This window comes from Stutzerimonas sp. CXK-1 (assembly GCF_057738225.1).
This window is the reverse complement of record NZ_CM173217.1, coordinates 535656-554865: the sequence shown is the minus strand read 5'-3', so window position 1 is coordinate 554865 and position 19210 is coordinate 535656. Positions and strand designations below refer to the sequence as shown.

At 67.3% G+C, this 19210-nt stretch carries 19 protein-coding genes; 13 read left to right on the top strand and 6 right to left on the bottom strand.

Annotated features, from left to right (window positions below; genetic code table 11):
• Window positions 1–14 precede the first annotated feature (14 nt).
• The 4 genes from AC0KXH_RS02690 to AC0KXH_RS02675 all read right to left on the bottom strand — a co-directional run bounded on the left by AC0KXH_RS02690 (window position 15) and on the right by AC0KXH_RS02675 (window position 3631).
• Complete coding sequence (locus AC0KXH_RS02690; RefSeq protein WP_488224111.1) at window positions 15–785, bottom strand: uroporphyrinogen-III synthase; 771 nt, start codon at window positions 783–785, stop codon at window positions 15–17.
• Entirely contained in the window at window positions 782–1720 is a 939-nt protein-coding gene (gene hemC, locus AC0KXH_RS02685) for a hydroxymethylbilane synthase (RefSeq protein WP_061337895.1), read from the bottom strand. Before hemC ends, AC0KXH_RS02690 begins: the two co-directional genes overlap by 4 nt.
• A gap of 109 nt (window positions 1721–1829) precedes the next feature.
• A complete protein-coding gene (locus tag AC0KXH_RS02680; protein ID WP_488224110.1) occupies window positions 1830–2576 on the bottom strand; it encodes a LytR/AlgR family response regulator transcription factor in 747 nt (248 codons plus the stop codon).
• A complete protein-coding gene (locus AC0KXH_RS02675) occupies window positions 2573–3631 on the bottom strand; it encodes a sensor histidine kinase (RefSeq protein ID WP_488224109.1) in 1059 nt (352 codons plus the stop codon). Before AC0KXH_RS02675 ends, AC0KXH_RS02680 begins: the two co-directional genes overlap by 4 nt.
• Window positions 3632–3827: 196 nt before the next feature.
• Between AC0KXH_RS02675 and argH the strand changes: the two genes are divergently transcribed.
• The 9 genes from argH (at window position 3828) to AC0KXH_RS02630 (ending at window position 15119) form a co-directional block, all read left to right on the top strand.
• Window positions 3828–5228, top strand: a complete 1401-nt coding sequence (gene argH / locus AC0KXH_RS02670) for an argininosuccinate lyase (protein WP_212542820.1) — start codon at window positions 3828–3830, stop codon at window positions 5226–5228.
• A 68-nt stretch (window positions 5229–5296) separates the two neighbouring features.
• Window positions 5297–6430 carry an NnrS family protein gene (locus AC0KXH_RS02665; protein ID WP_488224108.1) on the top strand — a complete coding sequence of 378 codons (1134 nt, stop codon included), beginning with the start codon at window positions 5297–5299 and terminating at the stop codon, window positions 6428–6430.
• Between the two features lie 196 nt (window positions 6431–6626).
• Window positions 6627–9218, top strand: coding sequence for an outer membrane beta-barrel protein (locus tag AC0KXH_RS02660; protein WP_488224107.1), 2592 nt, complete (start codon window positions 6627–6629; stop codon window positions 9216–9218).
• Between the two features lie 110 nt (window positions 9219–9328).
• On the top strand, window positions 9329–10534 hold the full coding sequence (locus tag AC0KXH_RS02655) for a hypothetical protein (protein ID WP_488224106.1): 1206 nt from the start codon (window positions 9329–9331) through the stop codon (window positions 10532–10534).
• A 51-nt stretch (window positions 10535–10585) separates the two neighbouring features.
• Window positions 10586–10945, top strand: coding sequence for a hypothetical protein (locus tag AC0KXH_RS02650; RefSeq protein ID WP_200627599.1), 360 nt, complete (start codon window positions 10586–10588; stop codon window positions 10943–10945).
• Window positions 10946–10970: 25 nt separating this feature from the next.
• Entirely contained in the window at window positions 10971–11336 is a 366-nt protein-coding gene (locus AC0KXH_RS02645; protein WP_488224105.1) for a hypothetical protein, read from the top strand.
• A gap of 103 nt (window positions 11337–11439) precedes the next feature.
• Window positions 11440–11868, top strand: a complete 429-nt coding sequence (locus AC0KXH_RS02640) for a hypothetical protein (protein WP_174606264.1) — start codon at window positions 11440–11442, stop codon at window positions 11866–11868.
• 77 nt (window positions 11869–11945) lie between these two features.
• Window positions 11946–12191, top strand: a complete 246-nt coding sequence (locus AC0KXH_RS02635) for a TIGR02647 family protein (protein WP_488224104.1) — start codon at window positions 11946–11948, stop codon at window positions 12189–12191.
• 90 nt (window positions 12192–12281) lie between these two features.
• Window positions 12282–15119: a class I adenylate cyclase gene (locus tag AC0KXH_RS02630; protein ID WP_488224103.1), complete on the top strand. Its 2838-nt coding sequence runs from the start codon at window positions 12282–12284 to the stop codon at window positions 15117–15119.
• Between the two features lie 90 nt (window positions 15120–15209).
• Here AC0KXH_RS02630 and rnk read toward each other — a convergent pair whose 3' ends face one another.
• On the bottom strand, window positions 15210–15614 hold the full coding sequence (rnk, locus tag AC0KXH_RS02625; RefSeq protein ID WP_043218222.1) for a nucleoside diphosphate kinase regulator: 405 nt from the start codon (window positions 15612–15614) through the stop codon (window positions 15210–15212).
• Between the two features lie 134 nt (window positions 15615–15748).
• A complete protein-coding gene (gene cyaY / locus AC0KXH_RS02620; RefSeq protein ID WP_043218220.1) occupies window positions 15749–16081 on the bottom strand; it encodes an iron donor protein CyaY in 333 nt (110 codons plus the stop codon).
• A gap of 168 nt (window positions 16082–16249) precedes the next feature.
• Between cyaY and lptM the strand changes: the two genes are divergently transcribed.
• The 4 genes from lptM to AC0KXH_RS02600 are packed head-to-tail and all read left to right on the top strand — an operon-like array spanning window position 16250 to window position 19186.
• Window positions 16250–16390, top strand: a complete 141-nt coding sequence (gene lptM / locus AC0KXH_RS02615) for an LPS translocon maturation chaperone LptM (RefSeq protein WP_043218217.1) — start codon at window positions 16250–16252, stop codon at window positions 16388–16390.
• 12 nt (window positions 16391–16402) lie between these two features.
• Window positions 16403–17650 (top strand): diaminopimelate decarboxylase, encoded by a 1248-nt coding sequence (gene lysA / locus AC0KXH_RS02610; protein WP_061337902.1) that lies wholly within the window; start codon window positions 16403–16405, stop codon window positions 17648–17650.
• Window positions 17651–17660: 10 nt separating this feature from the next.
• The gene (gene dapF / locus AC0KXH_RS02605; RefSeq protein WP_165564098.1) at window positions 17661–18491 is read left to right on the top strand and encodes a diaminopimelate epimerase; all 831 of its coding nucleotides are present in this window, start codon (window positions 17661–17663) and stop codon (window positions 18489–18491) included.
• Entirely contained in the window at window positions 18488–19186 is a 699-nt protein-coding gene (locus AC0KXH_RS02600; RefSeq protein ID WP_043218209.1) for a DUF484 family protein, read from the top strand. Before dapF ends, AC0KXH_RS02600 begins: the two co-directional genes overlap by 4 nt.
• Window positions 19187–19210 lie beyond the last annotated feature (24 nt).

Sequence of the window (19210 nt, the reverse complement as noted above, 5' to 3'; positions counted from 1 at the left end):
ATTCGATCCTTGTTTCAGGAGACGGGTATAGGAGTTTCGCGCAGCGCTGCCAGCAGCGCCGTGGTGCCGGCGCCACGGCAGTCCACCACCCGCTCGGCCCCGAGCTGACGCGCCATCTGCGCGACTCGCGGGCTGGGTACGAACAAGGGTAGTTCACGCAGCTGCGCCCAGGCTTCGGCGGCAAGCGCGCGCAACGCTTCGAGCCCCTGGCCACTGCTGACCACCAGGCCATTGAGGTGCTGCGAACGAACGACCTGCTGCAGCGTGCCGGGCGGATAAGCGGGACGCCGGCGACGATAGAGTTCGAGAATATCGACCTGCACGCCGCGGCTGCGCAGGGTTTCGGCAAAGAACTCGCGGCCGCCCTCGCCGCGCAGGATCAGTACTTTGGGGTCCGGCTTGCTCAGCGCCTCGGCAAGGCGCGGCACGGCGAGCAGCGCCTCGCTATCATCGCCCTGCTCGGGCCAGGTCACCTCGAGCCCATAATCCTGCAGGATCGCTCCGGTCGCGGCACCGACGCTGAACCACGGCTGACCGAAAGGTGGCTGCGGCCAGTAGCGGTCGACCAGTCGCAGCCCCAGGCGTGCCGCCGGCTTGCTGACAACGACCACCGCGCTGTAGCGATCGAGTTCAAGGATGGTGGCGCGCTGCTCGGCGGTCTCGGCCAGCGGCTCGATCGCCAGCAATGGCAGACTGGCGCTCTGCACCTCCTGCTCGGCTAGCGCGGCGGCCAGCGCCTCGCACTCCTCTGCAGGCCGAGTCAGCAGCAGGCGCCAGCCGTTCACGCGTGCCCTGCCTCGCCGTATACCGCCTTGAGAATCTGCTCGGCACCTTGCGCCAGCAGCGCTTCGGCGACCTGCACGCCCAGTGTTTCAGCCTCTGTGGCCGGTGCGCGGCCTTCGGCGCGCAGCAGTTGGGTACCATCGGGCTGGCCGACCAGGCCGCGCAGCCAGAGCTGCTCACCTTCGAGCACCGCGTAGCAGGCGATCGGCACCTGGCAGCCGCCATTCAGGCGATGGTTGAGCGCCCGTTCGGCCTTGACGCGCACGGCGGTGGCGTCGTGATTGAGACAAGCAAGCAGTGCGTGCAGCTCGCTGTCGGCGGTCCGGCATTCGATACCGACGGCCCCCTGCCCGCCGGCCGGCAGGCTTTCATCGACCCCGATCGAGGCGCGGATGCGCTCGCCGAAGCCGAGGCGGATCAGCCCGGCGGCGGCAAGAATGATGGCGTCGTACTCGCCAGCGTCGAGCTTGGCCAGGCGCGTGTTCACGTTGCCGCGCAGGAACTGGATCTTCAGATCGGGGCGCCGCGCCAGCAGCTGCGCCTGGCGCCGCAGGCTGGAGGTGCCGACCACGCTGCCGGCCGGCAGTGCATCGAGGCTGTCATGGTGATTGGAAACGAAGGCATCGCGCGGGTCTTCGCGCTCGCAGATGCAATAAAGCCCGAGCCCTTCGGGAAACTCCATCGGCACGTCTTTCATCGAGTGCACGGCGATGTCTGCCTCGTTTTCCAGGAGCGCGGTCTCCAGTTCCTTGACGAACAGACCCTTGCCGCCAATCTTCGCCAGAGGCGCGTCGAGCAGCTTGTCGCCGCGACTGACCATGGGCACCAAACTGACCTTCAGGCCCGGGTGGGCACTTTCCAGACGCGCCTTGACATATTCGGCCTGCCACAGGGCCAGGGCACTCTTGCGGGTAGCAATGCGGATTTCGCGAGACATGAGCAATTCCGGAAGCGATGAACTGGCGCGATGATAACAGGCCAGGCCTCAGGCTTCAGGCCTGCGCGCGGGCCGCGTCGCCGCAGGCGCGGCGACCGCCGGCCTGCGCTTACAGCACCTGCATCAGCTTCCGAACGCCCGCGACGTGCCGGCGGCTGACCGTCAGCGCCTCGTTGTCCAGGCCCTTGAGGAACAGCTGGAAGTGCCCCAGCGGCGTCCTCTGCAGGCGCTCGATTCGGTCGCGATAGACCAGCGCGTTGCGGTGGATGCGCACGAAGCGCTCGCCGAACTCGTCTTCCAGCGACTTGAGCGGCTCGTCGAGCAGCACCTCGCCGCCCTCGTGGCGCAGCGTCACGTATTTGTGGTCGGCGATGAAGTAGATCACCTTGTCCAGCGGCACCAGCTCGATCCCCTTGCGGGTCCGCGCGCTGATATGCGAGCGCGGCCCGGTGCCGGACACCGCCGCCGGGCGTGTCAGCGCCGCCAGCTGCACACGGTTGGGCCGCTCGGCCTTCTTCAGGGCTTCGGCCATGTGTTCCGGCCGTACCGGTTTGACCAGGTAGCCGACGGCACTGACCTGGAAGGCATCCAGCGCGAATTCGTCGTGCGCGGTGCAAAAGATCACGGCCGGAGGCGCATCCATCTCGCAGAGCCTGGCAGCGACCTGCAGACCGTCCAGGCCGGGCATGCGGATATCCAGCAGCACCACGTCCGGACGCAGTTCTTCGATCATCGCAAGGGCTTCTTCACCATTGCTGGCGGCAGGTTCGAGGACACGATAGCCCTCGACGTCAGCCACCAGACGGCTGAGACGCTCGCGAGCCAGGGGTTCGTCATCGACAATCAGCACATTCATAGAGTTCTGGCTTCCTGCTTTTGTCTCGCACATGGATAGCGTAGACAGGTGTAGTGGCGGCCATCACGGCGCTCCACGCTGAGACTCGCTGCCGGTCCGAAAAGTGCCGCTAATCGTGCCTCGATGTTGTGCAATCCCTGCTGCGTCCCGCGGGATGCCTGCGCCAGAGCGCCGCCTTCGAACGGGTTGCTCACCTCGAGCTGGAACACGCCATCGGCATAACGGGCGACCACACTCACCCATCCCCCCTCGATCCGCGGCTGGATGCCGTACGCGACGGCATTTTCCAGCAGCGGCTGCAGCGTCAGCTGCGGAATCGGCAGATCGTCCGGGACATCGCTGACCTGCCAGTCGACCTGCAGGCGCTCACCGAAACGATACTGCTCTATGGAGAGATAGCGCCTGGACAGCTCAAGTTCCTCGCGCCAGGGCACCAGCGTGCCCGGCCGCGCCAGGCTGGCGCGAAACAGGTCGGAAAGGTCCAGCACGGCTTGCTCGGCCCTGGCCGGATCGACCACGACCAGGCTGGCGATGCTGTTGAGGCTGTTGAACAGGAAATGCGGACGGATCCGCGCCTGCAGCGACTCGATGCGCGAGCGCAGCTCGGCCTGCTCCTGACGGCGCCACTGGCTGTGCAGGTAGAAATAGCGCAGTAGTAGGCCAGACATGATCAGACCGATCAGCGCGTGACGCAGGTAGAGGTTGACCTCGCCACTGCGCGCAAGCGGGCCGGCCAGCTGGTAGATGTCGGCCACCGCCGTGCAGGCCAGGGTCAGGCCGACCACCACCGCACAGCACACACCTCCGGCCAGCGCTGGGCGCAGGCGCGCCAGCATCGGCCGCAGCAGGCAGACGGTGCCGGCCGAGAGCAGCACGATCCACTGCACGAAAAGCGAGGTCAACGCCAGGCGCATCCAGTCGAAGCCCGCCATCATCGGCTCGGCCAGAACCAGCACCAGAACCAGCAGTTCGGCCAGCAGTATCAGGCTCAGCAGCGCCTCGGCCTGGCACAGTTCGGGAACGAAGAATTCATCTGAGACGGCTTGCTTGCTCACGGACACGCCCCTGGCTGACTTGGCCTGTGAGTTTCCGCAGCGCCTGCCCCGGCGGCAAGGCATGGCGCATGCCGGACGGTCGTTTTGCCAGCCAGCTCACCCTCGTGCAGCCGGGCAGCGCACAACCGTGGGCGGCGGCAACCCTGCTATCATCGCCGGCCTCTCCTTCTGCTTCGGATTTTCAGCGAGCGCATTCATGAGCACCGACAAGACCAACCAGTCCTGGGGCGGCCGTTTCAGCGAGCCCGTCGACGCCTTCGTCGCCCGTTTCACCGCCTCCGTCGAGTTTGACAAGCGCCTCTACCGCCACGACATCATGGGCTCCATCGCCCACGCCACGATGCTGGAAAAGGCCGGCGTGCTGAGCGCGGATGAGCGCGACCAGATCATCGCCAACCTGAAGGACATCCAGGCCGAGATCGAGGCCGGAACCTTTGACTGGCGCGTCGACCTGGAAGACGTGCACATGAACATCGAGGCGCGCCTGACCGACCGCATCGGCGTGACCGGCAAGAAGCTGCACACCGGCCGCTCGCGCAACGACCAGGTCGCCACCGACATCCGCCTGTGGCTGCGCGACGAAATCGACACCATCCTCGCCGAAATCACCCGCCTGCAGCAGGGTCTGCTGGGTCTTGCCGAAGCCGAAGCCGACACCATCATGCCCGGCTTCACCCACCTGCAGACCGCCCAGCCGGTGACCTTCGGCCATCACCTGCTGGCCTGGTTCGAGATGCTGTCACGCGACTACGAGCGCCTGGTCGACTGCCGCAAGCGCACCAACCGCATGCCGCTCGGCTCGGCCGCACTGGCCGGCACCACCTACCCGATCCAGCGGGAGATCACCTGCGAACTGCTGGGCTTCGAAGCCATCTCCGGCAACTCGCTGGACGGCGTCTCCGATCGCGACTTCGCCATCGAATTCTGCGCCGCCGCCTCGCTGGCGATGATGCACCTGTCGCGCTTCTCCGAAGAGCTGGTGCTCTGGACGTCCGCGCAGTTCCAGTTCATCGACCTGCCGGACCGCTTCTGCACCGGCTCTTCCATCATGCCGCAGAAGAAGAACCCCGACGTGCCCGAGCTGGTGCGCGGCAAGACGGGCCGCGTATTCGGCGCCCTGAGCGGCCTGCTGGTGCTGATGAAGGGCCAGCCGCTGGCCTACAACAAGGACAACCAGGAAGACAAGGAACCCCTATTCGACGCCGCCGACACCCTGCGTGACTCGCTGCGCGCCTTCGCCGACATGGTTCCGGCGATCAAGCCCAAGCGCGAGATCATGCGTGAGGCCGCGCTGCGCGGTTTCTCCACCGCCACCGACCTGGCCGACTACCTGGTGCGCAAGGGCCTGCCCTTCCGCGACTGCCACGAGATCGTCGGCCATGCGGTGAAGTACGGCGTAGAGACCGGCAAGGACCTGGCCGAGATGAGCCTCGACGAACTGCGCCAGTTCAGCGACCAGATCGGCGACGACGTCTTCGCCGTGCTGACCCTGGAAGGCTCGGTGAATGCCCGCGACCACATCGGCGGCACCGCCCCGGCGCAGGTGCGCGCCGCCGTGGCGCGCGGTCGCGAGCTGCTGGCCAGCCGTACCGTCTGAACCGTGGCGGCTGCGCACTCCGGGGCGCCGCAGCCAGATCGAGCGCATCGCTGCGCGGAGGGCTCAGCGTGTCACCCCCACGACCACGCCAACCCTTCGCCAGCGACTGGTTCTTTCCCGCAGCCGCGCTGCACGCGGCGCTGATCCTGCCGCTGTCGGTGCTGAGCCTGCTCGGCCTGCTGCCAGCGCTGCCAGGCCTGCTCACTCCCGCCGCCCACGCCCGCGAGATGCTGTTCGGCTATGGCCTGGCGGTGGTCGCCGGCTATCTGCTCGGCCCGCAACCCCGCCCACTGATCGCCGCGCTGCTTGCCGGCTGGCTGCTTGCCAGGCTCGGCCACCTGTTTTGGCCGGATGCCCCGCTCGGGCCGCTCGCTTCGGCGTTGTTCGCCGCCGGGCTGGCCTGGCGCGTAGTGCCACGCTTTCTCGGCGCCGCGAAGAAGTGGCGCAACCAGATGGTCGCGCCGACCGTCGCCGGGCTCGCGCTGCTCAGCGCCGTCATGGCCTGGCTCCACCTTGTACAGCTACCGGCGAACCTGCGTCTGGCCGCGCTGCTGCTGTTCGCCGGGCTGTTGTTCTTCATGGGCGGGCGCATCATCGCACCGGCGCTCGCTGGGCACGCGCAGAGCCAGGGTCGGCGCCTGGAGGCCCGCGTGCAGCCGCAGCTGGAGGGTGCCGTTCTGCTGCTGCTTGCCGGCGCGCTGCTGCTTGCCTTCAGCCCCTGGCCACTGCCGCGGCGGGTGGCCGGCGGTCTGCTCTGTGCCAGCGCTCTGCTGAGCGCGATTCGCCTGGTGCGCTGGCAGCCCTGGCACTGCCGCACGCGCAACGACCTGCTGGCACCGCTGCTCGGCTATGCCTGGCTGGCGCTTGGCATGCTGCTGCTCGGTGCGCCTTTGAGCGCCGGCCACGAGCCGCCGACGCCGCTGCTCCACGCGCTCACCGTCGGGGCGCTCGGCACACTGAGCTTCAGCGTGATGGCGCGCACGTGGCTGACCCAGCGCTTCCGCGACGCCAACGCCCGCCCCTGGATCTACCCGTTCGCACTGTGCATCAGCCTGGCCGCGCTGATTCGTCTGCTGGCTCCGGCCTCACCTGCTGCGCTGGCCTTCGCCGCCGGCAGCTGGAGCCTGGCCTTCCTCGCCCTGGCGACGCTGTTCTGGCGCAGCCGTGGCCAGCGACGCGCGCGTCGAAGAGAGGCGGAATGAGCTGCACTCGAGCCAGCGCCGCGTGCAAATTTTTCCCTAAGCCGGACTTGGCTTGCTTCGAATCGCGATAAGTAATGCCAGAGTGCGTTGACATTTATCAGCCTCGCGCCACCCGCTCCGACCTAACGTGATCCCAGATGCACCGCGCAGCGCACGGGCCGCACCGCGCCGTCAGGCAGCTATCGGAGTGGATCTCATGGGTCGAATTCTCGTCGCTACGCTGGTGGCATTCGCATCGGCAAGCGTTTTGGCGCAGACCGATACGACAGCCCCCGCCAGCGGTTCACCGAAACCGCGCCCGTCGCGTGCCGAGCAGCGCGAGTTTCCGGGGCTGCCGTGGGGCTCGTTCCGCGCCTTTCCGGAGTTGACCTTCTGGACCATGCGCGACGACAACATCTATGCCCAGCGCAGCGGCGAGATCGAAGACACCGTCTACACCTTTTCACCGACCCTGCTGTTGCAGTCGGACTGGCAGCGTCACGCCCTGAACCTCGACATGGGCGCCGACTTCGATCGCTACCAGGACCACGGCGAGGAAGACGTGGACGACTACTGGCTGGGCTTCGACGGCCAGTACGAGTTCACCGAGCAGACCCGGCTGTTCGGCGGCATGCGCCACACTCGCGACCATGAGGACCGCTATATAGCCGGCACCCCGGGGCCCGATCAGCAGCGCGAACCGACCCGCTACGACCATGAGGAAGCGCACCTGGGGCTGGCCAGCGACCTGGGCAAGTGGCGCCTGCGCGGCGGCACCACCTTCGATCGCTACGACTACGAGGACGCCACCGCCACCTCGGGCGCACGCATCGACAACCGCGACCGCCGCTATGACCTGGTCTCCATCGGCTTGCGCGCCGGCTACGCGCTGAGCGCCGAGTACGAGCCCTTCGTGCAGTACGCCACCGATCAGCGGCGCTACGACCAGCCGATCAACGGCACCGGCTTCAACCGCGACTCCGATGGCTATCGGGCCGCCGCCGGGCTGCGCTTCGTCCGACCGCGCCAGCGCCTGGCTGGCGAGGTCTTCCTCGGCAGCCTGCGCCAGCGCTACGACCACCCGGGCTTCTCCGACGTGCGCAAACCCTATTTCGGTGCGCAGCTGGCCTGGCGTCCCGATGTCGTCACCCGGATCGATCTCTACATCGACCGCTCGATCGAGGAAACCACCGTCGCCCTCGACGACCGTTACGCCGCTGGCACCCTGGATACCGTCTACGGCTTCGAAGTGGAGCGCAAGCTGACCAGCCGGCTGTCGGCAGTCGGCCATGCCGCCTATATCGACAGCGAATTCCTCAGTTACCCGCGGCAGGACAAGATCACCGATGCCGGCGCCGGGCTGCGCTACTACCTCACCCCGACCCTGTTCGTCGGCAGCGACCTGCGGGTGATCGATCGCGACTCCGACGAACTCGATGGCGAGTACCGTCGCAGCCAGATCAGCCTCAGCCTCGGTTACACGCCTGGTCGCTCGAGCAGCTACCGGCTGCCGGCCGCCGCGCTGGCGCATGGTTCGGCCTATCCGCTGACGCCGCTACCGCTGAGCGAACTCTTCGATGGCCTGTACGGCGGTGCCGCGCTCGGACATGGCATGCTCTACAGCGAAACCTCCGGCAGCCGCGGCGACGGCGGCAGCGATGTCAGCCCGCACGGGGCCGACGGCTTCGGCGAGTTGCTCTTCGTCGGCTATGGCCGGCAGTTCGGGCGCTGGTACCTGGGCGCCGAGGCCGAAGGCGAAACCAGCCAGGCCGACTGGTCCTTTGCCAAGAGCAAGGCCGACGCGCGCAGCAGCTCGCTGGACAAGGACGACAGCTATGGATTGAGCCTGCGCGGCGGCTACGTGGTCGACAACGGCAGCCTGCTTTACCTGCGCGCCGGCCGAGTGGAAACCCGCTTCGACAGCTTCTACACGGTGAACGACCAGCTTGTTGCCGCCGGCAGCCGCGACGATCGGCAGTCCGGCAGCCGCTTCGGCGTGGGCGCCGACCTGCCGGCGGGCGAGCGGCTGTTCCTGCGCATGGAATACGTCTACACCGACTATGACGCCTATCCGGTCGCCTACGGCGACGACGAGGGCACCACCAGCGAGCGCTTCGCGCCGGAAGAGGGCCAGTTTCGCCTCGGGCTGGGCTGGCGTCTGACCGCCAATCCGTCACCGCTGCCACGCCTGCCGGCCGTGCGGGGCTTCTATGTCGGCGCACATGCCGGCCATGGCGGCGTCGACTCCCGCCTCGAAGGACGCCATTCGGAGAGCGGCGAGCCGGCGTTCTCGCAGCCCTACGCAGGCGATTTCGCCGGGCTCGGCGGCGTCTACGGGGTGTTTGCCGGCTACGGCCGTGATTTCGGCCGCTGGTATGCCGGGCTGGAAGCGGAAATCGACACCGCCGACATCGACTGGATGCACCGGCGCGATACCAATGGCAGCGGCGGCCGTGATTTCTCGGTGCAGAAAAAGAGCGACTACGGCATCGCGCTGCGCCTGGGCTACAGCCTGCCCAACGGCACCCTGCTGTATGGCCGCGCCGGACCGGTACGCGGTCGCTTCAACACGACCTGGGCCAAGGGCAACAACGCCGACGCCAACATCGATCGCAGCTACAAGGTCGACGGCATGCGCTACGGCCTGGGTGCGGAGATACCGCTGGGGGCCATGGCGTTCGCTCGCCTGGATTACACCCGCACCTATTACGACAGCTACCGCTTCACGACCGCGCACGGAAGCCCGGATGACATGCAGTTCGAAAACCGCGAAAGCCTATTCCGCATGGGCCTGGGCTTGCGCTTCTGATCATCGGCGGCGGCGGGCCAAGGGCCTGCCGTCAGGTGCAACCGCAATACCGGTGTCTTCCATGCGCCAACGGCCCGGAGCACCGGCCCCGCAAGCAAAGGAGCAAGGTCATGAAACACAGTCAGTTCAAACGCAACACCTTCGGGCTTGCCGGCGGGGCACTCATCGTCGCACTCGCCGCGCCGCTGGTGATCACCGGTGCGCTGTCACTGAGCGTCGCCACCTCGAGTGTGGCCGCCGAGCATAGCGGCGCCGGCAAGGGTGGCAGCGACAGCCATGGCGGCCGCGGCGGCCAGGGCAGTGGCGGCAATGGCGGAGAGCGGGGCCAGGGCGGCTCGCGCATGGGCGGCGGGCATGGCGCAGTGGACAAGATCTTCCGCGTCGACCCTGCAGCCGAAGAAGACAGCGACCGCCCCGAGTGGGCCGGCGTGAAGGGCGGCAAGGCGGGTGGCGGTGGCAAGCCGTTCGGCGCCGGCACCAAGAAGGGCGACCTGTTCGGCGACATGTACATCCTGCTGCGCGACCCCAACGGCGTTCCGCTGACCGATGCCAATGGCGAGGAGCTGGTGGTGGCGTTCTACTACGACACAACCGGCGTGCTGGTCCCGGTGACCGACGCCGACGGCCAGCTGGTGGCCATCCCGCGCAACGAAGAAGGTGATCTGCTGACCTCGGTGACAGTCGGCGAAACCACCTACGACGTCGTGCCCGGTGAGGTGGAACTGGGTCGCCTGAGCGTCGGCCGCTCGCCGAGCAAGGTCCTCAACCACTCGCTGGACGAAGCGCTGGCCAAGCTGACCGCCGACGGCGCGGTGATCGCCATCGATTCCACCGGCCGGCTGACGGTCGACGGCACCACCATCGACTCACCGCTGGAAAACCTGGCGCTGTACGAGACCTACATGACCACCGGGACGATTCCTGGCGTCACCTTGCCGGACGGTTTCAACCCGGCCGCCCTGCTCGCGGCGGCTGGTGACAAGACCGGCACCATCAGCGTCGACACACTGGTCTACATGAACTCGATCCTGGGCATCAATTCCGGAACGACGTACTACGACTTCTCCGACTACCAGTACGACCGCACCGCGACTTGGTCCGCCGCCACCGCCACCGTGCTGGTGCTGGACGAGGGCGATCCGGCGGACCCGGCGGACGATGTCTACCGGCCGACCCTGGTGAACCTGTACGACGCCGTGTTCGGCAGCACCGCCTGGAGCGATCCGACCAGTGAAGGCGGCGCCGATGACTTTGCCGCGGCGGCCAACGACTACCTGCAGGTCATCGAATTCGTCCACGACAACGAAGTCAGGTAACGGCCGGGGCGGCTGGCCGCGACGTCAGCCGCCCCGTTCGGGGGGAGCACTATGCGCGTTCGCTACAGATCCCCGCTGCTGGCGGCCACTCTCGCCCTGTTGCTGGCCGGCGGCAGCGGCCCGCTGCACGCCGCCGACGACCACTCCAGCCATGACGGCGGCCACACTAGTCACGACTCCAGCGGCAAGGGCAAGGGGCCGAAATACGGCGGTGGCCGCGATCACGGCAGCAGCCACAGCGATCAGACCCACGAGGAAGGCAGCCACTCCGGGCATACCGGCGGCCCCGGTGGCAGCAAATCGATGGAAAACAAGGTATTCGACGAGGGCCGCGGCAAAGGCCCCAAGTACATGGGCGGCAAGCCCGGAGACGAGTCATCGCATCACGATGACGAGGAGCACACCCACTAACCCGGCAAAACGGCAGGAGAAGCACATGAAACGACTGACCACCGCGCTCGCGCTCGGCACGCTGCTGCTTTCAGGCGCAGCCTTCGCCCAGCAGGCTGGCGGCAACGACGAGCAGGTCTATGGCTCGCAGATCATGACCCAGCAGGAGCGCATGGAGTACCGCAACCGCATGCGCCAGGCGCAGACGCAGGAAGAACGCGAGCGCATTCGCAACGAGCACCATCAGCAGATGCGTGAACGCGCCCGCGAACGCGGCGTGACACTGCCGGAAGAGCCACCGGCGGGCCGCGGCATGGGCCAGGGCGGCGGCATGGGCCAAGGGATGGGCATGGGCCAGGGCGGCGGCATGGGCTCGGGTGATCGCAAGGGCGGCGGAGGCGGCGGCCGCTGAGCAGCCCCGGAGCGGAGCAAGCCGTCGCTGCAGCGGCGGCTTGCTTGCCTTCCACTCCGCCGCGCGCTATCACAACGGTCACGTAACAGCCGGAAGCAGACGCATGACCGAATCAGACCGCCCACGCTTTCGCATCGATGCCGATCGCCAGGCGCCGAGTCGCCGGGTACGCTACGTCGAAACCAACCGTCCGGATGACGGCAGCTGCACCCTCTGTCAGCTGGACGACGAGAATCCGGCCCCGCTCGAGACACCCATGACCCAAGACGCCCACGACAACGAAGAAGACGAGGTCTTCGCCCAAGCCACCCTGCTCGAGGCCATCGAGAACCAGCTCGAATCCGGCGAGCCGCCGGCAGCCCAGGCCACCCTGAACAAGCTCACGCTGGTGGGCTACGAACGTGAGGAAAGCCTGGAAATGATGGCGCTGGTGCTGGCCAACGAGATCCAGAGCATGCTCGCCGAGGATCGGCCGTTCGATGCCGCGCGCTACGAAAGCCTGCTGCGCGCGCTGCCCGAGCTGCCCGAATAGACGCAGGTCAACCTCGGCCGGGGATCTGCATCTACACTCAGCGGACCGGGCCGAGGCCCATCTTCCCAGGAGTGGACATGTCCTATACCCCAGAGTTGGTCGCCGAGCTCGAGATTCTCTGCCTGTTCAACCTCGACAACCATCAGGAAGGTCTGAAGGTTCACCATGACGCCGCCGCCGAGGCGATCGCCGCGGCCGCACGCCTGCACCGCAAGGGGCTGACCACCCAGGCCGACGGCGGTTATCTCACCAGCCTGGGGCGCGACGCCGCCGAACACGCCCAGGCGCTGCTGACGATTCTGCGCGGTCCGCAAGCCGTCTGAGCCCCACGCTTCGCCCAGGCCGCGCTCAGCTCAAGTCGGGGCGCGCGCGGCCGATGACAGTCCGACTCCCGTTTTTGACTGCGAACGGCAATGACCGGCTGCCCAAAGATCCAACCGATCCTGGAAGAAGGCATCGACCGCAAGGTGCTGGCGACGCTGCGTGCGCGCTTCCTGCAAATCAACGCGGCGCGCATCGAGCGTGCCCTGCTCGGCCTGTCCAGCCGCCAGCAGCAGGTGTTCCGCCTGTTGCCCCTGCTGTTTCATGTCAATCACCCACTGCTGCCTGGTTACGTTTCGGCCGCCACGCCGGCCGGGCTCAGCGGCTTCGAACCGGACGGCGAGCTGCTCGGCGAGGCCCAGCGCCTGGCGCGCTCGTTCGCCTACAAGCCGCTGCGCCACCGCCCGCCACAGCCGATCCTGGCGCTGTTCGCGATGGGCAGCCTGGGCACGGTCGCGCAGGACGAGAGCAGCGATCTGGACGTCTGGGTCTGCCATGAGCCGACGCTGGACGCTTCGCAGCTCGCCGAACTGCGCCGCAAGTGCGACCTGCTGCAAGGCTGGGCGGCCAGCCAGGGCTGCGAGGCGCACTTCTTTCTCGTCGATCCGGTGCGCTTTGCCAGCGGCGAGCGCCAGGCGCAGCTGAGTTCGGACGACTGTGGCAGCACCCAGCACTACCTGTTGCTCGATGAGTTCTATCGCACCGCGCTGTGGCTCGGCGGCCGCGTGCCGCTGTGGTGGCTGGTGCCAGCCTACGAGGAGCACCGCTATCCGGACTATGTCGCGGCGCTGCTCGAACGGCGCTTCATTCGCGCCGAAGAGGTGCTGGACCTCGGGCATCTCGCGCAGATTCCGGCGGGGGAATTTGCCGGTGCCGCCCTCTGGCAGCTGTACAAGGCGCTGGAGTCACCCTACAAGTCCTTGTTCAAACTGCTGCTGGTCGAGGTCTATGCCAGCCAGCATCCACAGGTGCAACCGCTGGCCCTGGCGTACAAGCAGGCGGTCTACGACGGCCGGCTCGACCTCGATGAACTGGACCCGTACATCGCCGCCTATCGCGCCATCGAGGGCTACCTCGCCGAGCACGCCGACCGCGAGCGCCTGCAGCTGGCGCGCCGCGCGCTGTACCTGAAGATCAACCGCGCCCTGAGCCGACCGCCGCGCAATCGCACCAAGAGCTGGCAGCGCCTGCTGGCCGAGCGCCTGACACGGGACTGGGGCTGGGACGAACGCTGCTTCGCCGGCCTCGACGGGCGCAAGCAATGGAAGGTACGCCAGGTCCTGCAGGAACGCCGCGCGCTGGTCAACGAGCTGACCTACGGCTACCGCTTTCTCAGCGACCTGAGCCAGCGGCTGGAGGCTGCCAGCCCGATCAGCGGGCGCGACCTCAGCGTGCTCGAACGCCGCCTGCAGGCGGCCATCGGGCGCAAGGCGGGCAAGGTCGAGGCCGTCAACCTTGGCATTTCCCCGGACATGTCCGAAGGCAGCCTGACCCTGCTACAGGGCACCGACGCCAGCGGCGAGCCGAGCTGGTCACTCTACGAGGGCAGCCTGACGAGCGCCGATTGCGCGCACTACGCACCGCTGCGCCGCATGCCGGAACTGGTGCCCCTGCTGGCCTGGGGCCATCGCAACGGAGTCATCGACGGCGGCACCCACATTTCGCTGCATCCCGGTGACAGCGGCCTCGGCGAGACCGAGCTGTTCGGCCTGCTCGGCGAGCTGCGCCAGGTCTTCCCGCTACCGCTTGGCGCAGTGGCCGAACAGGCATTGCTCGACCCGGCCACACCACGCCAGGTACTCCTGCTGATCAACGTCGGCCTGGACCCGTTCAGCCTGCTGGCGCCGCAGCAAATGCCCAACTGCGCCGAGCAGAGCGACCCGCTCGGCTATGCCAGCGCGCGGGAAAACCTGGTTCTGAGCATCGATCAACTGGTGCTCAACAGCTGGAACGAACTGAGCGTCAGCCGCTACGAAGGGCCACAGGCGCTCGCCGACTGCCTGCGTGATCACCTCACCGGCCTGGCCGGTGCTGGCGATTGCGGCCTGCAGGTGCGCTGCTTCTCGCGCAACCGCGGCCAGGCCATCGCCCGGCGCGTGATGGAACTGCTGCTCGATGCGCAGAGCAACCTCGACGCGACGCACCGCCGCTATCTGCTGCAGATCCGCCAGCGGTTCCACCTGTTCGAACGCCGCGCAGAGGACGTCGCGCACAGCTGCCTCAGCGATCGCACGGCGCTGCTTGAGCACCTGGGCGAGGCGCACCATGACAGCGACCCGATCCGCCTGGACCGCTATGCACTGCGGGACGACGATCTCGGGCTGATCCTGCCGCTGGGGCGGCCCGACTGCCTGCAGGTGTTCTACCGCGTACGCGGCGACAGCGCCGAGCTCGCCGTGCTCGACGAGCGCAATGCGCTGTGGACCCAGCAATGGCCGTTTCGCGACGAGCAGCGCCTGCTGATGCCGCTGCTGCGCTTTCTCCGCTCGATGATCCACCGACGCAACGCGCAGCGCTCGCTCAGCAGCCTGCGCCCATCCTCAGGACTGGAAATCCTGCTCTACCGGATTCGCACACCGGCCGGGCAGCCGCCCGTGGTCGAGCGCCGCCCGGTGCCGCAGGACGAACCGGACGACCCGCTCTACGAGGTGCAAGCCATCGTCGAATCCCGCGAGAACGGCCGCAGCACGGTCACGCTGTACTGCAACCACCAGGAATTCTCGGGGCTCGAATACGGCGCGCGGCTGTTCACTGCAGTCGCCGAATACATTCTCTCGCAGCGGCGCAACCGCGAGCGCTACCCCTGCTACATCACTGACCTCGACCTGTCCGGCCTGCGTGGCAGGGGGCAAGGGCAGACCGTGCATTACCTGCGCTACAAGGCACGCCTGGAGGCGGCACTGAACCAGGCGCTGCAGATGGACAGGTGAAAGGGTGCGCCGAGCGCAAAAGAAACCCGCTCATCGAGCGGGTACAGGCACCGCGCCCGGCCGCTGGCCGGGGCAGCTACGCTGGCGCGGTCAGAACGGATCGCCCGCCGCCTCGGGCTGGTATTCGACTTCCAGCAGGGTGAGTTGCAGCACCTTGCCACCCGGCGTCGGCCAATCGATGTGCTGGCCGACGCTCATGCCGAGCAATGCCGTGCCGACCGGCGCGAGTACCGAGACGGTGCCCTCCTTGCCGGCATCGTGCGGGTAGACCAGCGTCAGGTGGTAATCCTTGCCGCTGCCCTCTTCGCGGCAATGCACGCGCGAATTCATGGTCACCACGCCGGCAGGCATCTCGCTGCGTTCCACGACCTGCGCCCGCGACAGCTCCTGCTCCAGGGCCTCGGCTGCCGGACCGTAGTCGTCCAGGCTATCGAGCAATTTCTCGAGCCGCTGCAGATCGAGTTTGGTGAGGATGATGGACGTTGCGTTGGTCATGGTCGTGGGCCTGCTCCTGTTTAGTTCGAAAGGCAAAAAAAGCAAAACCCCGCCCGAAGGCGGGGTTTTGTGACCTGCACTCGACCCTATCACAGCCGACCGAATTCGCAAGCCCGGCAATGCAACAGGGCGATTCAGAGCTCGTCGAACTCCACTGCCTCGCCGCCCTGTTCCTGAGCCGCACGGCCCAGCAGCTCGCCGAGTCGCTCGGCACTGGTATCGCAGACCCAGGCCTCGATCGCCTCGTCGTAGTCGAAGTGAAAACCGCCGGAACGCGCGGCGACCCATAGCTGGCGCATCGCCGGCTGACGGCTGACGATCAGCTGGCTGCCGTTGGCGAAGCGTACCGTCAGCACCCCACCGGCGTTTTCCAGATCGACGTCCAAGCCACTGTCATCGAAGGCATCCTCGATCAGCTGCTGCGCAGCATCGACCAGATCGTGATAACGGGCTTCGCTCAGGCTCATGTGCAATTCCTCGGTAGAGCGGCCCCTGGCCGCGGACAATGCCGGCGAGCTTATCAGGCACGCGGCGCCGCTAGCGAGGCGCAGCCGGCCCGCCGAGCTGCTCGCATAGGCAATGGCACAGGCGCTGGGTATACTCCGGCGATTAGATTTTCCAAGGATTCCAGTCCCATGAAGCGTCTGCTGCTTCCGTTCCTCGCCCTGGCCGTGCTTGCTTCGGCCCTCAGCGCCTGCGGCCAGAAAGGCCCCCTGTATCTGCCAGATGATCAGGCGACCGTGAAAGAACGCTCCAAAGACCGTTTCGAACTTTAAGGGGACTCATTCATGGAAGCCTTTTCGTACCGCGACGGTCAGCTGTTCGCGGAAGGCGTGGCACTGTCCGCGCTCGCTCAACGCTTCGGCACGCCCACCTACGTGTACTCGCGTGCGCACATCGAGGCGCAGTTCCGCGCCTATGCCGATGCACTCGGCGACCTGCCGCACCTGGTCTGTTTTGCCGTCAAGGCGAATTCCAACCTCGGCGTGCTGAACCTGCTGGCACGCCTGGGCGCCGGCTTCGACATCGTCTCGCGCGGCGAACTGGAGCGGGTGCTGGCCGCGGGCGGCGAGCCGAGCAAAATCGTCTACTCCGGCGTCGGCAAGAGCCGTGACGACATGCGTCGCGCCCTGGAAGTGGGCGTGCACTGCTTCAACGTCGAATCCACCGAGGAGCTCGAGCGCCTGCAGCAGGTCGCTGCAGAAATGGGCGTGACCGCCGCCATCTCGCTGCGGGTCAACCCGGACGTCGATGCCCAGACCCACCCCTACATCTCCACCGGCCTGAAGGAAAACAAGTTCGGCATCGACATCGAGCAGGCTCCGGCGGTATACGCCCGCGCCGCCGACCTGCCGAACCTCGAGGTAGTCGGCGTGGACTGCCATATCGGCTCGCAACTGACCAGCCTGCCCCCGTTCCTCGACGCACTGGACCGCCTGCTCGCCCTCGTCGACCGGCTGGCCGAACAGGGCATCGCCATTCGCCACCTGGACCTGGGTGGCGGCCTCGGCGTGCGCTATCGCGACGAGCAGCCGCCGCTGGCCGGCGACTACATCGCCGCGGTGCGCCAGCGCATGCAGGGTCGCGCATTGACGCTGGTGTTCGAACCGGGCCGTTCGATCGTCGCCAACGCCGGCGTACTGCTGACCCGGGTCGAGTACCTCAAGCACACCGCGCACAAGGATTTCGCCATCGTCGACGCCGCGATGAACGACCTGATTCGCCCGGCGCTTTACCAGGCCTGGATGAACGTCATCGCCGTGCAGCCCCACGAGGGCGATACGCGGCGCTACGACATCGTCGGACCGATCTGCGAGACCGGCGACTTCCTCGCCAAGGACCGCGAGCTGGCGCTGGCCGAGGGTGACCTGCTGGCGGTGTGCTCGGCCGGCGCCTACGGTTTCGTCATGAGTTCGAACTACAACACCCGTGGCCGTGCCGCCGAGGTACTGGTCGATGGCGACCAGGCCCACGAGGTACGCCGCCGCGAGAGCGTGCAGGATCTCTACGCCGGCGAAAGCCTGCTGCCTGCCTGAGGCCCGACACATGCTTCTGCGCTTCACCAAGATGCACGGGCTGGGCAACGACTTCATGGTCATCGACCTGGTCAGCCAGCACGCGCACATCCAGCCCAAGCACGCCAAGCAGTGGGGTGACCGCCACACCGGCATCGGTTTCGACCAGCTGCTGATCGTCGAACCGCCGAGCGATCCGGAGGTGGACTTCCGTTACCGCATCTTCAATTCCGACGGCTCGGAAGTGGAGCAATGCGGCAACGGCGCCCGCTGTTTCGCCCGCTTCGTGCTGGACAAACGACTGACGCTCAAGCGGCGCATCCGTGTGGAAACCAAGAGCGGCATCATCGAGCTGCATGTGCGTCCCGATGGCCAGGTCAGGGTCGACATGGGCCCGCCACGCCTGGTGCCAGCCGAGATTCCGTTCCAGGCCGAGGCCGAGGCGCTCAGCTATGCACTGGACGTCAACGGACAGGCCATCGATATCGCGGCCGTGTCGATGGGCAACCCGCACGCCGTGCTGCGCGTCGATCGGGTGGATACGGCGCCGGTCCACGAGCTCGGCCCGCTGGTCGAGCACCATCCGCGCTTCCCGCAGCGTGTCAACGTCGGTTTCCTGCAGGTGATCGACCGCCAGCACGCGCGTCTGCGCGTGTGGGAGCGCGGCGCCGGCGAGACCCAGGCCTGCGGCACGGGTGCCTGCGCGGCCGCGGTCGCAGCGATTCGCCAGGGCTGGATGGATTCGCCGGTGCAGATCGACCTGCCCGGTGGCCGTCTGTCCATTGAATGGGCCGGCCCCGGCCAGCCGGTTATGATGACCGGCCCCGCCGTGCGCGTTTACGAAGGACAGGTCCGCCTATGACCGAACACACGCCGACGCCCGCTGCGCCACTGCCCGATGCCGAGGCGGTGGCCGCCTATCTTCGCGCCCATCCCGAATTCTTTGTCGACCACGACGAGCTGCTTGCCGAGCTGCGCCTGCCGCACCAGCCCGGCGCCGCCGTCTCGCTGGTGGAACGGCAGGTCAAGCTGCTGCGCGAACGCAACATCGAGATGCGCCATCGCCTGTCGCAGCTGATGGATGTCGCCCGCGACAACGACCGGCTGTTCGACAAGACCCGCCGCCTGGTCCTCGACCTGCTCGATGCCGACAGCCTCGAAGCCGTGGTCAGCGCCGTGGAGGACAGCCTGCGCCATGAGTTCCAGGTTCCGCACGTCGCGCTGATCCTGTTCAGCGACAACGCGCTGCCGGTCGGCCGCTGCGTCACCAGCGCCGAAGCCCACCAGGCCATCGGCGGCCTGCTCGGCGGGGGCAAGACCATCTGCGGCGTGCTGCGACCGCACGAACTGGCCTTTCTGTTTGGCGAGCAAGAGGCGGCCAGCGTCGGCTCGGCAGCCATGGTGTCGCTCAACCATCAGCTCGGCGTACTGGCGATCGGCAGCCCCGACCCGCAGCACTACAAGAGCTCGCTGGGCACGCTGTTTCTCGGCTACGTGGCCGAAGTGCTGGCGCGCGTGCTGCCGCGCTTCGCCATGCCGTTGCGCTCGGTACGCTGACCGTTCGCCGGGGCCGCTGGCACC

Coding starts and splice junctions, on each gene's coding strand:
- argH (WP_212542820.1), top strand. CDS start 3,828: ATGAGCACCGACAAGACCAACCAGTCCTGGGGCGGCCGTTTCAGCGAG.
- AC0KXH_RS02650 (WP_200627599.1), top strand. CDS start 10,586: ATGCGCGTTCGCTACAGATCCCCGCTGCTGGCGGCCACTCTCGCCCTG.
- dapF (WP_165564098.1), top strand. CDS start 17,661: ATGCTTCTGCGCTTCACCAAGATGCACGGGCTGGGCAACGACTTCATG.
- lptM (WP_043218217.1), top strand. CDS start 16,250: ATGAAGCGTCTGCTGCTTCCGTTCCTCGCCCTGGCCGTGCTTGCTTCG.
- AC0KXH_RS02645 (WP_488224105.1), top strand. CDS start 10,971: ATGAAACGACTGACCACCGCGCTCGCGCTCGGCACGCTGCTGCTTTCA.
- AC0KXH_RS02600 (WP_043218209.1), top strand. CDS start 18,488: ATGACCGAACACACGCCGACGCCCGCTGCGCCACTGCCCGATGCCGAG.
- hemC (WP_061337895.1), bottom strand. CDS start 1,720: ATGTCTCGCGAAATCCGCATTGCTACCCGCAAGAGTGCCCTGGCCCTG.
- AC0KXH_RS02630 (WP_488224103.1), top strand. CDS start 12,282: ATGACCGGCTGCCCAAAGATCCAACCGATCCTGGAAGAAGGCATCGAC.
- AC0KXH_RS02680 (WP_488224110.1), bottom strand. CDS start 2,576: ATGAATGTGCTGATTGTCGATGACGAACCCCTGGCTCGCGAGCGTCTC.
- cyaY (WP_043218220.1), bottom strand. CDS start 16,081: ATGAGCCTGAGCGAAGCCCGTTATCACGATCTGGTCGATGCTGCGCAG.
- AC0KXH_RS02660 (WP_488224107.1), top strand. CDS start 6,627: ATGGGTCGAATTCTCGTCGCTACGCTGGTGGCATTCGCATCGGCAAGC.
- AC0KXH_RS02640 (WP_174606264.1), top strand. CDS start 11,440: ATGACCGAATCAGACCGCCCACGCTTTCGCATCGATGCCGATCGCCAG.
- rnk (WP_043218222.1), bottom strand. CDS start 15,614: ATGACCAACGCAACGTCCATCATCCTCACCAAACTCGATCTGCAGCGG.
- AC0KXH_RS02635 (WP_488224104.1), top strand. CDS start 11,946: ATGTCCTATACCCCAGAGTTGGTCGCCGAGCTCGAGATTCTCTGCCTG.
- AC0KXH_RS02655 (WP_488224106.1), top strand. CDS start 9,329: ATGAAACACAGTCAGTTCAAACGCAACACCTTCGGGCTTGCCGGCGGG.
- lysA (WP_061337902.1), top strand. CDS start 16,403: ATGGAAGCCTTTTCGTACCGCGACGGTCAGCTGTTCGCGGAAGGCGTG.